Here is a 12,892-nt window from a genome sequence, read left to right as displayed (position 1 = left end):
TCAGGACTCCTGATTCTTGAGACTGGCCGCGAGCGGCGCAAAGGGTTTGAGGGAGAAAAGCTGCTCGACCGGCACGCCGAAAAGAGCGGCGAGCTTCAGCGCCAGTTCGACCGAGGGCGCATAATCGCCTCGCTCGAGATAGCCGATCGTCTGCGGGTTGACCCCGACCTGTTCGGCCAGGTCTTTCCGGCTGAGATTCCGTTCCGCCCGGAAGACAGATAACCTGTTGTGAACCACCTATTTATTGCCTTCTAAATACATCGCTATGTTGTGTTTACACAACAATTGAGTGCCGATCAAGACGGAATCTTTGGTGCGACCAAAGCGGAGCTATTGACCCGAAAGCAGTAGTTCAGCGCCCCGGGCTCAGCCCGGACGGGCCATCAGGGCGAGGGGATGAGTTCATCGAACACGATCTGCCAACCGGCCTCGCGCTTCTGCCAGACACGCACAACGAGGCCGGTCGCCGGGCCTTCACCGCCGGTCCATCCGGCGCTGGAATAGGTCCAAACGAGATCGCCTGCGCCCGAAGCGCCGCCGCCGAGCGGTGTCAGGGACAAGGCTTCCGGACGGGCCTGCAAGGCCGCCGACCGGCCGGCCTCATCGGTGGCCGGGGCAAGGCCCCTGGTGTGCATCCGCGCTTCGGGCGCGAGCTTTCCCTCATACGCCGCGCGCGCATCCTGCTGCGACTTGCTGGCAATCTCGCCTTCGATCGCCATCACGTCCGAAAAGGCGGTATCCGGTGACACGCTGCCGAGTGTGGCAACGGGCAGGTAATCGACCGAGCCTCTTGCCCGGGCGCCCTTGCGGCATCGGCTTCGACCCCGGCATCGATCACCCATTTCCATTCGCCGTCCGGCTGGCGCTGCCAGACCGTGAAATAATATCCGCGCCGATCCTCGTCGTAGGCATAAGGACCGGTGGTGAAGCCAAGATCACCCGAGGCCGAGATACCGGCCGCAAGCGGCCACCAGACGAGGTGCGGGCGTGACGGATCCGCCGGCGCGTCGGACTGGGCGCCGAAAAAGTGATGCACATACACCCGCTCCGGCGCGAACATCACCGCATCCGGCGCCGCATAGGCCTTGAACGAGGCCTTCACGCCGCGCGCATAGCCGTCATCGGCAAAGGCGCGTTCTGCCGCAACAATCGGCGCGGGCGCCGGCGCTGTCGCGCAGGCGGCCATGATGAGGGCTGGCGCAGCGATGAGCAGGGTCCGGATCATGTCAGGTGCCTTTCGCGTGACCGTGCCGACAGACTACATCGCGCTGATGCCGCCATCCACTTTCAGCTCGATGCCGGTGACGAGTTTGGACTCATCCGAGGCGAGATAGAGGACTGCATAGGCGATATCGTCCGGCTCGCCGACCTTGCCGAGCGGGATTTGCCGGCCGAGCTTTTCAAGTGCCTTCTGCTCTCCGAACATTTCCTTGGTGCGGTCCAGGATCGGCGTGTTGATGAATACGGGGTGCACGGAGTTCGACCGGATCTGGCCGCCGGTCTTGGCGCAGTGCAGTGCGATGGATTTTGAGATATGGCGCACCGCCGCCTTGGCCGTGTTGTAGGCCACGTAATTGCCGCTGGCGATGATACCGGCGATGGACGAGATGTTGATGATCGAGCCGAGGCCGTGCGCCCGCATCAGCGGGATCGCATATTTGCAGCCGAGGAAGATCGAGTCGACATCCACGGTCTGAACTTTCTTGAACATCTCGTAGCTCTCATCCTCGACCGAGCCAAGCGAGCCGATGCCGGCATTGTTGACGAGCACATTGAGGCCGCCCATCGCGTCGTGCGCCAGCTGCAGCACTTCGGGCCAGCGCTTTTCATCGGTAACGTCCTGCTGCCAGGCGAAGGCCGTGCCGGCGCCGTAGTCCTTGTTGATCGCGGCGGCGACCGCTTCGGCGCCCTTGCCATTGATATCCGTGACGGTGACCTTGGCGCCTTCCTTGGCCAGCATGCGTGCGGTCGCCTCACCGAGGCCCTGCGCGCCGCCCGTGATGAATGCCATTTTTCCTGAAACGCGGCCCATATCTTCCTCCCGGTTATCTTTGCTTCGGCCTGATCCCTAGCAGGGCAGGCCGACACCCGCCAATGGCTAACATCGCCGGGCCCCGCTTGCCGGGCAGGCCGTCGGAGGTCATTCTGGGGCCGTGACCTCGCGCGATGCCCCTGCCCCGGTGGACGCTGGCTACGTCGTCTTCGAGACGACGGCCGGACCATGTGGCCTCGCCTGGAGCCCGGACGGCCTGACCCAGGTTCAACTGCCGGAAGCGACCCCGGCGGCGACGGAAGCGCGGCTTGCCACACGGTCCGGCGCGCCCCGGTGCGACGCGCCGCCCACATGGATCGCCGGGATTTCAGATCGGATGCGCCGCTATTTCGAGGGTGAGGAAGCCGATTTCACGGACGTCGCGCTCGACCTGCGCGGCCTCAGCGCCTTCGATGCGCGGGTCTATTCGGCCTTGCGCGCCTTCGGCTGGGGAGAGGCGACGAGCTACGGCGCCCTTGCGAATGCGATCGGCGAGCCGGGCGCAGCGCGTGCCATTGGCGCGGCGATGGGCGCCAATCCCTGGCCGCTGATTGTTCCCTGCCACCGGGTGCTGGCGGCTTCAGGCCGGATCGGCGGCTTCTCCGCGCATGGCGGACGGGATACCAAACGCCACATGCTGCAGCTGGAACGCATCGACGCGGACGGCGCGGCGCCGCTATTGCCCGGGCTTTTCGACTGAGCGATCCGCCTTGCGTTCCTGTTCCCAGCGGCGGCGGAGCCGGCTGACACTTTCCGGGAAGCGGCCGAGCGGTTCAGCCTTGCGCACGCGGTCCGTGCGGAAATGGCGAAAGCCCTGCCGCAATTCGCACCAGGCGCAGATCAGGCGCACATCGTCCCAATAGGCCAGCAGGATGGGCCAGATCGTGCGCCGGGTGACGGCGCCCGTCTCATCGGCATACTCGATCCCCAGTTTCGTCTGGCCACGGATGGCTTGCCGGACAAGCGCGACATCGAAACCATCCTTCGGGCGTTGGCGGGAACTGATGGGGCGCAGCCCGGCATCGACGATGACGGGCTGCAATTCACGGGGCACGGCAACCGTGAGCTTGGCGATCAGGTCCCGGGCGCCGCGGGACAGCGCGGCGTCGCCGCGCGCGGCCACCCACTGAGCGCCGAGGACGGCAGCCTCGAGCTCGTCGGCCGTGAGCATCAAAGGCGGCATGTCATACCCCTGCTCCAGCACATAGCCGGTTCCCGCTTCGCCGCGGATCGGCACACGCTGGGCAATCAGTTCGGCCATGTCGCGGTAGAGCGTGCGCAATGACACTTCGAGTTCCTCAGCCAGCGCCTGACCGGTGACGGGGGCTCGCGCGCGGCGCAGCACCTGGATGATCTGGAACAGGCGTTCGGTGCGTCTCATGAATGGGTCCTACTGCCACACTGCTGACAGCATGCTGTCAGCAGGGGCTGCGTATCAAGTCCCTGTCGCAACACTGACCAAGGAGACGACAATGATCACGCTTTATGGATGGGGCCCGATGTTCGATTGCCCTTCGCCCAGCCCCTATGTGATGAAATCGGAGATCCAGCTGCAGATGCTGGGCGTTTCATTTGACCGCGCGTTGGCCGATCTCGACGCTGTTTCGAAACACAAGGCGCCCTACCTTCGCGACGGCGACCTGTTGATCCAGGACAGCAATTTCATCCGGTCCCATTTCGAGAAGAAGCTTGGCAAATCGCTGGATGCCGGTCTCAGCGACGCCCAGCGCGCCGCAGGCTGGGCGCTCGAGCGGATGGCCGAGGGCCACCTCGCCGATGTCATGGTCATGGAGCGCTGGCTGAAGGACGAGAACTTCTTCAAGGGCCCGGCTCACTTCTTCGACGGCGTGCCGGCAGGCATGCGGGAAGACGTGATGAAGCAGGCGCGCGAGGGCGTGGCGGCCACGAAACATGGCCAGGGCATAGGCCGGCATTCTGAAGCCGAACGCCTCGACCTGGGGGCCCGCGACATTGAGGCCATCGCAAGACAGCTGGCGGATCGGGACTACCTGTTCGGCGATGAACCTGCGGCAGCAGATGCCAGTGTCAGCGGCGTGCTGATTTCCAGCGCGACCGAATTCTTCGACACGCCCCTCAAGGACCTGATCCGCAATCATGCCAATCTGGTGGCCTATATGGATCGCATCCGGGCGAAATACTTCGCGCGCAATCTCTGGCCGTCCTTCGAAATGGCCTGATCCGGAGTACCCCTGCTCCACGCCCGCCGGAGCGCCGCCCGCGTACGCAGATCGCGCGCCGGCGGCATCCGTCGCGGCGCGAGGTATCGATAAGGTTCATGCTGCGAATTTGGACCGCTGGAAAAGCCGGATCGGTGAAATTTCACCGACGGGATTCAGCGGGCGCTCACCACGCGCGTGGTAGCTCTTCCGGATGCCGCGCCGCTTGATAGCCATCCTCCTGACGGTCTATGCGATCGCCTTCGCCTTCGGCGCCCTGACCGCCGTGCGCTGGCCGTCGATCGTGATGGTCATGGGCTGGATCATGCGAGATGACGTGGCCAACGGTCTCAGCGGTCTGAACTGGCGCGAACTCGGCATTGCCCATGGCAGCGCCTATCTGTTCGCGGCGCTCGGCTATTACGCGGCCGGCGCGATCATCGCGGCCCGCAAAGGCGGCGCCGTGGCCTGGTACCTGTTTGCGCTCGCCTTTTCGGTTCCGTCCGTATTCCTGGTGCATTTCGACGCCAATTGGTGGGAAGACCCGAGCGTCGGCGAAGGCGCAATGGCGGGCCTGATGGGCGGCGCTGTGCTCCTGTTCATCGCGGTCTGGGAGCTGCGCAAGCGTCCGCCGCAAGAATATGTCGAAGTGGAAGACGAGGACGAAGTCCCTGTCGTGCGGCCCGCCCGGATGCGCGCCGAAAAGGTCAAACCGCCGAAGAAGAAACAGCCGCCGCTGTTCGTTCCCGACATCGTGGTGCAGCGACAGCGCGCGATGTTCATTGCTCAGGCCAAACGGCGCAATGCCCTGCGTGCCGCCCGTCTCGCCGCACTGCGCGGCGAAGAGCAGGACGAAGCCGCCTGACATCCCCTTCCTGCGGCGACGGTTGCAGGCCCGCCCGCAACGGCCTAGCAATCGCATGACGCACATCGTTCCGGGGAGGGAACACACATGATCCGCAGGATTGCCGCCATCGCACTCGCCCTTCTGGCCGCCTGGCTGTTCTGGCAAGGCCTGTCGGCCGTGCTGATCATCACCAGCCGGGGCAGTCCGCTGGATGACGCCCTGCTGCAACCCCCGACGAGCCTCTGGCGCCTCGTATCTACCGGGCTCGCGCTCGCTGGCGGACTGCTAGCGGCGCTGAACGTTCGCGGGGGCGGCGTGACCGGCCTGATCGGTGCGATCCTCTTCGCCGCACTGGGCGGCCTGATGGCCGGCATGGGCAGCGATTCCAGCCTGTGGATGGACGAACTCGTGTTCGGCAGCCTCCTGATTGCACTGGCCTGCGTCCTCCTCTTCACGAAGCGCGGCTAGGTCCAGAATCCGCTCCCTGCGGATTGATTTCGATGCTGGAATGCATAGGTATGCGGCACGATTGAATCGGCCTCCTGAGCGAAGGAATTAATTCCCATGGCAGACATTTATGACGTCGTCATCATCGGCGGCGGCCCCGGTGGCTACAACTGCGCAATCCGCGCCGGGCAGCTCGGCCTGAAGGTTGTCTGCATCGAGTCGCGCGGCAAGCTGGGCGGCACCTGCCTGAATGTCGGCTGCATCCCCTCGAAAGCCCTGCTGCACGCCTCCCACCTGTTCGACGCGGCGCAGAACGAGTTCGCCAGCCTCGGGATCAAGACCGGAAAAGTCGAACTCGACCTGACCCAGATGATGGCCCAGAAGGCCGACGCCGTGGAAGGCCTGACCAAAGGCATCGAATTCCTCTTCAAGAAGAACAAGGTCGATTATCTGAAAGGCCGCGGAAAAATCCTCGGCAAGGGCAAGGTCGAGGTCGAACTGACCGAAGGCGGCAAGCAGGTTCTCGAAACGAAGAATATCGTCATCGCGACCGGGTCCGAACCCACCACCCTGCCCGGCATAGAAATCGATGAAGAGCGGATCGTGTCGAACACCGGTGCGCTCAGCCTGAAGGCCGTTCCGAAGAAGCTGGTACTGATCGGTGCGGGTGTGATCGGGCTCGAAATGGGCTCGGTCTGGGCGCGTCTCGGCTCCGAAGTCACCGTGGTGGAATACCTCGACCGTATCCTGCCTCCCGCCGACGCCGAAGTCGCCAAGGACGCAGAGCGCATCTTCAAGAAACAGGGCCTGACTTTCAAGCTCGGCACCAAGGTGACGGGCGTGGAGAAGACCAAGTCCAAGCTGAAAGTGAACATCGAGCCGGCCAAGGGCGGCGACACAGAAACACTGGACGCGGACGTCGTGATCGTGGCGATCGGACGCAAGCCGTACACGGACGGCCTTGGCCTCGAGAATGTGGGCGGCAAGACCGACAAGCGCGGCGTGATCGAAGTCACCGACCACTTCAAGGTGACCGACGGCGTCTGGGCGGTCGGCGACTGTATCCCGGGCCCGATGCTGGCTCACAAGGCCGAGGATGACGGCACGGCGGTGGCTGAGCTGATCGCCGGCAAGGCAGGCCATGTCGATTACAATCTTGTGCCCAGCGTGGTGTACACGAACCCGGAAATGGCCTGGGTCGGCAAGAACGAGGAAGAGCTGAAAGCCGCCGGCGTCGACTATGCCAAGGGAAAGTTCCCGTTCATGGCCAACTCGCGGGCTCGGACGAACCACCAGACGCTCGGCTTCGTGAAAATCCTCACCGAAAAAGGCACCGACAAGATCCTCGGCGCGCATATGATCGGCACCGGCGTCGGCGAAATGATCGCCGAAATCTGTGTCGCGATGGAGTTCGGCGCCGCCTCCGAGGACATCGCCCGCACAAGCCATGCCCACCCCACCCTCTCCGAAGCCGTGCGCCAGGCCGCCATGGCGGTCGAAGGCTGGGCCATGCAGATGTAACCCCTCGGGGGCATGCAAGACTCTTCGATCCGCGCTGGATAAAGGCCGTGAATCACGGCCCTACTCGGGCTGGGCGCAATGAAGGGGCTAAAACGATGCGCAGACAGGCTCGACCGGCCATTCTTGGAGCGCTTTTCTCAGTGTTGGCGGCGGGGGTCCAGGCGCAAGGCGCCGATCCGCGCGCACCTGCGCCACCTCCGGCCGACCCCAACGCGATCCTCGCCGAGCTTGCGAATGTGGCGCAGATCACGGCCGCGGCGAAGAAGTGCAACTGGACTGACCCCACGTACGTGCTGGCCTCGGAGTCGATGCTGAAGATCAAGGCGGCGGATCTGAAGGCGATGGTGGCGCCCGAAGTTCGCGGCCAGGTCGATACGGCGCTGGAACAGGCGGCGGCGAGCGTCAGCTCTTTTTCCTGCAAGCAACCGGATGGCAAAGACCAGCCCCAACAGCACCAGATCACAATGTTCGTGATGGACCAGTACTGGCGCATGATCGCGCATGTCGACGTGCTGGGTAGCCTGCGTTGGGGCGACGTGTTCCGCTACACGCCGGAAGAGCGCGCGGCGCTCGACAAGGAGATCGCGCATATCCGCGAGTTCAAGGGCTACGGGTATTGGGAAGTCGGCAATCCACTGGAGACCTTGGCCGACAAGACGATCACACTGGCCTGCCGGGAGCGTCCCTCAAACGGTAAGGCGTGCAGGCAGGTGCCGCCGGAACTGGAAGGTGCCGCGCCGACCGTGAAGGTAATGATTGAGACGACCGAAGCCTTCGGCAAGGCTGTCGCAGCCGAGAAGATCAACGAACAGCGCGACTTCGAGGCCGCTGTGGGCGACCTTTCGAAATTCAGCGTCTTTGGCGATGACACCTGCGGGCCCAACGCGCTGGCAGTGAAGGTGGGCGATGCGCTGACGAAAACAAGGGTGACGGACGATACGTTCGGCGCGATGACGCAAGAGGTGAAATTCGTGGAGAAATTCCGCCTCGGGATGCCCGAGCGTGTCGGCTGGGTGCTGCTGTTTCGAAGCATGATGTATGCGAGCGACAACCCACCTTACATGGTCCTCGCCGAGAATGGCGGCGAGTGGGACGAGGAATCGGCCCGCAACGGCGCAGGTCAGGTGAACACGCTCAGCAATGCGATCATGGACAGCATCGAATCGCAAGACCTGCCAGCGCCGATGAAAGATGCGGCCATGGCAGATGCCAGGACGGTCGTGTCGGATACGTTGTTCGACAATTTCGTCATGATGGGACTCATGCAGTCGATCAACGGAAGCGGCGGCGTCACGTTGAAGCCTTGCACGGCCGACTGACATTCAAGCGGCTTTCGGCTGGACGCCGCGAGCGCCGCACCTTACTCTGGTGATCATGTACAAGCATGCTGGCGCCGGATGGAATATCAGGCCGTTTGAAACAGCGGATGCTGGCCCCTGCTTGTCGATTTTCCGCGATTGCCTGAAGGATATGCCGTGGCGCACGCGTAATCGCGGCCAGTATATCATCCTGCGGCGCGCCCTGGACCCGCAGAGCGCCTGGGTGGCGGAAGAACCCGATGCCGGCATCGTGGGCTTCCTGTCCCTGCAGATGCCGCAGGATTACATTGACCATTTGTTTGTGGATCGTGACTGGCGCTTCTGCGGCGTCGCCCGCGGGCTGCTCGAAGTGGCGCGCCAGCAGGCCACCGGGCCGCTGAGCCTGGATGTGGACGCCGAAAACATGGGCGCGCGCCGCGCTTATGAAGCGCTGGGCTGGCAGGTTGTCGCGAGTACATCGACAACCGGCAAGGCGCGCCAGATGCGCCTTGTCAGCCCCTGAGCTTGCCCCGGAAGATGCCCCCTACGCCTGAGTCCATCTATGCGGCGCCGGCCGAGTGGGTGGCGCGCGGCGCAGGCGCACAGGGCAACCTCTTCCTCACCGGGCGCGCCGGCACCGGCAAGACGACCCTGCTTCGCAAATTCCTGGCCGAAGCCGGGGAAAAGGCTGTGATCGTTGCGCCGACCGGCGTTGCGGCGATGAACGCGGGCGGCCAGACCATCCATTCCTTCTTCAAACTGCCGCCACGTCTGATCGAGCCGCAGGATGTGCGACGACTGCCGAATGCCCGCGTTGTGCGCGCGGTGAACACAGTGGTGATCGACGAGATCTCAATGGTGCGCGCCGACATGCTGGACGCGATAGACCGGAGCCTGAAGCTGAACCGCGGATCCAAACGCCCGTTCGGCGGCGTACGGATGATCCTGTCCGGCGACCTGCACCAGCTGCCGCCTGTGATATCATCGCAGGAGGGCCCGATCCTGCAGGAACGTTTTGGTGGCGGCTATTTCTTCAATGCACCGGCGTTCCGTGACGGCGAATTCTCGCTGCTGGCGCTGAAACACGTGTTCCGCCAGGAAGACCCTCGGTTCCTGGCGCTGCTCGGCGCGCTTCGCACGGGACGTGTCACGCCCAATGACGAGGCAACGCTGGCGCGGCTCGTGTCGACACGCAGCGCAGCCGATGCGTCGGAAACTCATGTCGTTCTCACCCCGAACAATGCAAACGCGTTCCGCATCAACCAATCCCGCCTGGCGGATCTGAAAGGCGAGTCGAAGATTTTCCGCGCCGATGTTCAGGGCCAGTTCGACGACAAGAGTTTTCCCACCGAGTCTGACCTTGAACTGAAGGTCGGCGCGCGCGTAATGCTGATCCGCAACGATCCGGAAGGCCGTTGGGTCAACGGCTCACTGGCACATGTGGAAGGCTTCGGCGGCAAGAGCGTGATCGTGAAGATCGCCGGACGTGTCTACGAGATCGAGCCGGCCGCCTGGGAAAAATACCGCTACGACTTCGAGATGGAAACGAAGAAGGTGAAGCGCGAAGTCGTGGGCACGTTCAAGCAGATGCCGCTGCGCCTCGCCTACGCCGTCACGATCCACAAGGCGCAGGGCCTGACGCTCGACAACGTCTATATCGACTTCGATTCAGGAATGTTCGCCCACGGACAGGCCTATGTCGCCTTCTCGCGCGCGCGCACGCTGGACGGTTTGGAGATTTCGCGGGCCCTGAGGCCGCGCGATCTGGTGCTGGACCGCGATGCCTTCGCCTTCGGTCCGCTCGATCCGATCGAAGACACGCCGAACTACCTGCTTGCGAAATTCCGAAAGGACGAAGACCAGTTGTTGTAGGAAGGGATATCGGGCTGACGCGGATACGTGCGCGTTACCCCAGCCGCGGAGCGCGTTATCTGAATGAACGCGCTGCAACGCTCCCGCCGGCGCAACAAATTACGCAGAGTCAGACCGCGTCAGGCGAGCTTGCGGATCTCTTCCGAAAGCGCCCGGTCCTTGTCCGTCACGATGGTCTCCAGCGTGCGCACGCGGTCTTTCAGGCGCTTGATATCCTCGCGCATCGCGGCAAGCTCTGTCTCGTCCGCGACCGAGCGCGGCTGGGCCGCGCGGGTTTCAAGATAGGTTTTCAGGATCGTCGATCCGACGCCGAGCGCGACGATGATGACGACCATTGTAAAAACATCCATGAGACGCCTCCTGCTGCGCGTTTAGTGTTGAGTGTAAACCGGGAAGTGGTCCGGGGCCAGTGTCACCGGCCAAGCCCGTCGATGTCGCGACGCAGCTGCCAGTCATTGTCGGTGATGATCCGCTCCAGCGTGCGCACACGTTCGGTCAGCCGCGCGATCTGCTCATCTCGCGGATCAGGTCCTTCGCGCCTCGGCATCGCGTAATGGCGTCGGCGATGGCGTGTCATCATCCAGATGAACGCGATGATTCCGAAGACGGGCCAGAATGAACTCATGGCTTCCTCCCTTACATATCGAATATCAATATTGGGAGGTTTGACGACCACGCAAGTGGCTCGTCCATTTTTTTTGGGGTCAGCGGCCCGTGGAGCCGAACCCACCGGCGCCGCGCACCGTTTCATCGAGCGTTTCGACCTGCTGCCAGGCGAGGCGGGTCACCGGAGCCAGCACCAGCTGTGCAATGCGTTCGCCGCGCTGGATCGTGAACGCCTCCTGGCTCAGGTTGATCAGGATCACCTTGATTTCGCCGCGATAATCACTGTCGATCGTGCCCGGCGTGTTGAGACAGGTCAGGCCATGCTTCGCCGCAAGACCGGAGCGCGGGCGGACCTGGATCTCAAAACCTTCCGGTATGGCGACCGAGAGACCCGTCGGCACCATGGCGCGCTCGCCGGGCTTCAGCACCATAGGCTCAGCCGCCGGCACAGCGGCGCGCACGTCCATTCCGGCAGAACCGGACGTCTCATAGGCGGGCAATTGAAGCCCTTCGAAATGCGGCAGAGGGCGAACCTGGACGGTGATGATGCTCATGGTCTCCGGGTGCGGAGACTCTGCGCCTAAGTCAAGCGGCCAGGCTATTCCGCCGCCAGCCTGAAGCCGTTGTCGGGGCCCGTCAGCGCATCAGCCACACGGGCTGCGAGGCGCCGGGAGACGTCTTCCTTGGCGAGGCGCGGCCAGCGTTCGGTGCCGGCTGGCGTGATCAGCAACACTTCGTTCTCGGCGCCGCCCATGACGTCGCCGGATACGTCGTTCGCCACGATCCAGTCGCAGCCCTTACGAACGCGTTTCTCGACCGCGAGCTTCTCGACATCATGCGTCTCGGCGGCAAAGCCGATCACCAACCCGGGGCGGCCTTTGCGCTTGTGGCTCAACGTTCGCAGGATGTCCGGATTCTCCGCGAGCTGGATGGCCGGCGCGTCGCCCTGACCTTTCAGCTTGAGCTTTTTCGGCGCGGCTTTCACCGGGCGCCAGTCGGCCACCGCCGCCACTGAAATGAACACATCCGCCGGCAGCGCGTCTTCGCACGCTTTCAGCATGTCGCGCGCGGTTTCGACCGGCACGAACGTCACACCGTCCGGTGCCTTCAGGGCGACCGGGCCCGAAACGAGCGTCACGCGCGCGCCTTCAGCGGCAAACGCTGCGGCAATCGCGTAGCCCTGTTTGCCGGAAGAATGATTCGAGATGTAGCGCACAGGATCGAGCGGCTCGCGCGTCGGCCCGGCAGTCACGAGGGCGTGCACTCCCTCCAGCCGTTTCGAAGGCGGCGCCAGCGCCGTCTCGACCGCGCGCACGATGGCACTCACCTCCGGCAGCCGGCCCGGGCCGAACTCGCCGCATGCCATCGGGCCGACATCAGGCTCGACCACCTGGACACCGTCTGCGCGCAGCCGCGCGACGTTACGCTTCGTGGCCGCGTGTTCCCACATCCGCACGTTCATCGCCGGCACCATCAGCACCGGCTTGTCGGTGGCGAGCAGCGTGGTGGACGCGAGATCATTGGCGAGGCCATTGGCGGCCTTCGCCATCAGGTCTGCAGTCGCGGGGCAGACAACAACCAGATCTGCCGAGCGCGAGAGCTCGATATGGCCCATGTCCGTTTCATCGGTGAGGTCGAACAGCTCGGTGAAGACTTTTTCGCCCGACAAGGCCGACACCGAAAGCGGCGTGACGAATTCAGAGCCGGCCTTGGTCAGGATACAGCGCGATGCGATGCCGCGCCGGCCGAGTTCACGGATCAGCTCAAGGCTTTTGTAGGCGGCGATGCCGCCGCCGATGATCAACAGGATGCGCGGGCTGTTCATTAGGAATTCTGGTCCGGTTTCAGGCTGCTTCTAGCGCAAAAACCTTGCAATGGTCCCATCAAATCCGCGGGATTACGAGCTCAGCGTCAAGACTGCGGCAACACTTGAGGCAGCCGGGAGCGCCGAACGCCTAGTTGTGGACTCTCAACAGGTTGTCCCCGGCGAGGGCGAGGCGACTGATGGGTGTTTGATATTTAATGCCGCCATGGGGTCGATGGAAGTTGTATCGATGTGTCCAGTCATCGAGGCATGCGGCTCTCTGGTCTG

Annotated in this window: 18 protein-coding genes; 8 read left to right on the top strand and 10 right to left on the bottom strand. The window is 63.6% G+C overall.

Going from position 1 to position 12,892, the window contains the following annotated elements; all coding sequences use genetic code 11:
- From GC148_RS14920 to GC148_RS14905, 4 genes are all read right to left on the bottom strand, one after another.
- The gene (locus tag GC148_RS14920) at positions 1–237 is read right to left on the bottom strand and encodes a helix-turn-helix transcriptional regulator (protein WP_291071985.1); all 237 of its coding nucleotides are present in this window, start codon (positions 235–237) and stop codon (positions 1–3) included.
- A 146-nt stretch (positions 238–383) separates the two neighbouring features.
- Complete coding sequence (locus tag GC148_RS14915) at positions 384–749, bottom strand: hypothetical protein (protein WP_291071983.1); 366 nt, start codon at positions 747–749, stop codon at positions 384–386.
- Positions 719–1,225, bottom strand: coding sequence for a hypothetical protein (locus tag GC148_RS14910; RefSeq protein WP_291071981.1), 507 nt, complete (start codon positions 1,223–1,225; stop codon positions 719–721). The genes GC148_RS14915 and GC148_RS14910 overlap by 31 nt, the downstream gene beginning before the upstream one ends.
- A 33-nt stretch (positions 1,226–1,258) precedes the next feature.
- Positions 1,259–2,032, bottom strand: a complete 774-nt coding sequence (locus GC148_RS14905) for an SDR family oxidoreductase (RefSeq protein ID WP_291071979.1) — start codon at positions 2,030–2,032, stop codon at positions 1,259–1,261.
- A gap of 121 nt (positions 2,033–2,153) precedes the next feature.
- Here GC148_RS14905 and GC148_RS14900 point away from each other — a divergent pair, with 121 nt between their 5' ends.
- Positions 2,154–2,732: a methylated-DNA--[protein]-cysteine S-methyltransferase gene (locus GC148_RS14900; RefSeq protein WP_291071977.1), complete on the top strand. Its 579-nt coding sequence runs from the start codon at positions 2,154–2,156 to the stop codon at positions 2,730–2,732.
- On the opposite strand, the gene GC148_RS14895 is transcribed toward GC148_RS14900, so the two are convergent.
- Positions 2,709–3,413, bottom strand: a complete 705-nt coding sequence (locus tag GC148_RS14895; RefSeq protein WP_291071975.1) for a YafY family protein — start codon at positions 3,411–3,413, stop codon at positions 2,709–2,711. The two genes, GC148_RS14900 and GC148_RS14895, sit on opposite strands and share 24 nt — an antisense overlap.
- 91 nt (positions 3,414–3,504) lie before the next feature.
- Between GC148_RS14895 and GC148_RS14890 the strand changes: the two genes are divergently transcribed.
- The 7 genes from GC148_RS14890 (at position 3,505) to GC148_RS14860 (ending at position 10,194) form a co-directional block, all read left to right on the top strand.
- A complete protein-coding gene (locus GC148_RS14890) occupies positions 3,505–4,230 on the top strand; it encodes a glutathione S-transferase family protein (RefSeq protein ID WP_291071973.1) in 726 nt (241 codons plus the stop codon).
- 193 nt (positions 4,231–4,423) lie between these two features.
- Positions 4,424–5,074 (top strand): hypothetical protein, encoded by a 651-nt coding sequence (locus GC148_RS14885; RefSeq protein ID WP_291071971.1) that lies wholly within the window; start codon positions 4,424–4,426, stop codon positions 5,072–5,074.
- An 87-nt stretch (positions 5,075–5,161) separates the two neighbouring features.
- On the top strand, positions 5,162–5,524 hold the full coding sequence (locus GC148_RS14880) for a hypothetical protein (protein ID WP_291071969.1): 363 nt from the start codon (positions 5,162–5,164) through the stop codon (positions 5,522–5,524).
- A 96-nt stretch (positions 5,525–5,620) separates the two neighbouring features.
- Positions 5,621–7,024 (top strand): dihydrolipoyl dehydrogenase, encoded by a 1,404-nt coding sequence (gene lpdA / locus GC148_RS14875; RefSeq protein WP_291071966.1) that lies wholly within the window; start codon positions 5,621–5,623, stop codon positions 7,022–7,024.
- 95 nt (positions 7,025–7,119) lie between these two features.
- Complete coding sequence (locus GC148_RS14870; protein ID WP_291071964.1) at positions 7,120–8,343, top strand: hypothetical protein; 1,224 nt, start codon at positions 7,120–7,122, stop codon at positions 8,341–8,343.
- Positions 8,344–8,464: 121 nt separating this feature from the next.
- Positions 8,465–8,845: a GNAT family N-acetyltransferase gene (locus tag GC148_RS14865; protein ID WP_291071963.1), complete on the top strand. Its 381-nt coding sequence runs from the start codon at positions 8,465–8,467 to the stop codon at positions 8,843–8,845.
- 14 nt (positions 8,846–8,859) lie between these two features.
- Positions 8,860–10,194: an AAA family ATPase gene (locus GC148_RS14860; protein ID WP_291071961.1), complete on the top strand. Its 1,335-nt coding sequence runs from the start codon at positions 8,860–8,862 to the stop codon at positions 10,192–10,194.
- Between the two features lie 119 nt (positions 10,195–10,313).
- Here GC148_RS14860 and GC148_RS14855 read toward each other — a convergent pair whose 3' ends face one another.
- The 5 genes from GC148_RS14855 to GC148_RS14835 form a co-directional block, all read right to left on the bottom strand.
- Complete coding sequence (locus tag GC148_RS14855; protein WP_291071959.1) at positions 10,314–10,544, bottom strand: hypothetical protein; 231 nt, start codon at positions 10,542–10,544, stop codon at positions 10,314–10,316.
- A 62-nt stretch (positions 10,545–10,606) separates the two neighbouring features.
- Positions 10,607–10,819, bottom strand: coding sequence for a hypothetical protein (locus GC148_RS14850; protein ID WP_291071957.1), 213 nt, complete (start codon positions 10,817–10,819; stop codon positions 10,607–10,609).
- Positions 10,820–10,898: 79 nt separating this feature from the next.
- Positions 10,899–11,354, bottom strand: a complete 456-nt coding sequence (gene dut / locus GC148_RS14845) for a dUTP diphosphatase (protein WP_291071955.1) — start codon at positions 11,352–11,354, stop codon at positions 10,899–10,901.
- 44 nt (positions 11,355–11,398) lie between these two features.
- A complete protein-coding gene (coaBC, locus tag GC148_RS14840) occupies positions 11,399–12,625 on the bottom strand; it encodes a bifunctional phosphopantothenoylcysteine decarboxylase/phosphopantothenate--cysteine ligase CoaBC (protein ID WP_291071953.1) in 1,227 nt (408 codons plus the stop codon).
- Positions 12,626–12,755: 130 nt separating this feature from the next.
- Positions 12,756–12,892 (bottom strand): integrase core domain-containing protein (locus GC148_RS14835; protein ID WP_291071523.1); only part of this gene is annotated, 137 nt, incomplete at its 5' end.

This window comes from Hyphomonas sp. (assembly GCF_016125515.1).
In the GTDB taxonomy this organism is placed as follows: Bacteria; Pseudomonadota; Alphaproteobacteria; order Caulobacterales; family Hyphomonadaceae; genus Hyphomonas.
Note: the sequence above shows the minus strand (reverse complement) of the source record. Positions and strands in the feature narration are given on the sequence as shown.

Coding starts and splice junctions, on each gene's coding strand:
- GC148_RS14885 (WP_291071971.1), top strand. CDS start 4,424: ATGCCGCGCCGCTTGATAGCCATCCTCCTGACGGTCTATGCGATCGCC.
- lpdA (WP_291071966.1), top strand. CDS start 5,621: ATGGCAGACATTTATGACGTCGTCATCATCGGCGGCGGCCCCGGTGGC.
- coaBC (WP_291071953.1), bottom strand. CDS start 12,625: ATGAACAGCCCGCGCATCCTGTTGATCATCGGCGGCGGCATCGCCGCC.
- GC148_RS14855 (WP_291071959.1), bottom strand. CDS start 10,544: ATGGATGTTTTTACAATGGTCGTCATCATCGTCGCGCTCGGCGTCGGA.
- GC148_RS14870 (WP_291071964.1), top strand. CDS start 7,120: ATGCGCAGACAGGCTCGACCGGCCATTCTTGGAGCGCTTTTCTCAGTG.
- GC148_RS14895 (WP_291071975.1), bottom strand. CDS start 3,413: ATGAGACGCACCGAACGCCTGTTCCAGATCATCCAGGTGCTGCGCCGC.
- GC148_RS14880 (WP_291071969.1), top strand. CDS start 5,162: ATGATCCGCAGGATTGCCGCCATCGCACTCGCCCTTCTGGCCGCCTGG.
- GC148_RS14910 (WP_291071981.1), bottom strand. CDS start 1,225: ATGATCCGGACCCTGCTCATCGCTGCGCCAGCCCTCATCATGGCCGCC.
- GC148_RS14890 (WP_291071973.1), top strand. CDS start 3,505: ATGATCACGCTTTATGGATGGGGCCCGATGTTCGATTGCCCTTCGCCC.
- dut (WP_291071955.1), bottom strand. CDS start 11,354: ATGAGCATCATCACCGTCCAGGTTCGCCCTCTGCCGCATTTCGAAGGG.
- GC148_RS14850 (WP_291071957.1), bottom strand. CDS start 10,819: ATGAGTTCATTCTGGCCCGTCTTCGGAATCATCGCGTTCATCTGGATG.
- GC148_RS14905 (WP_291071979.1), bottom strand. CDS start 2,032: ATGGGCCGCGTTTCAGGAAAAATGGCATTCATCACGGGCGGCGCGCAG.
- GC148_RS14860 (WP_291071961.1), top strand. CDS start 8,860: ATGCCCCCTACGCCTGAGTCCATCTATGCGGCGCCGGCCGAGTGGGTG.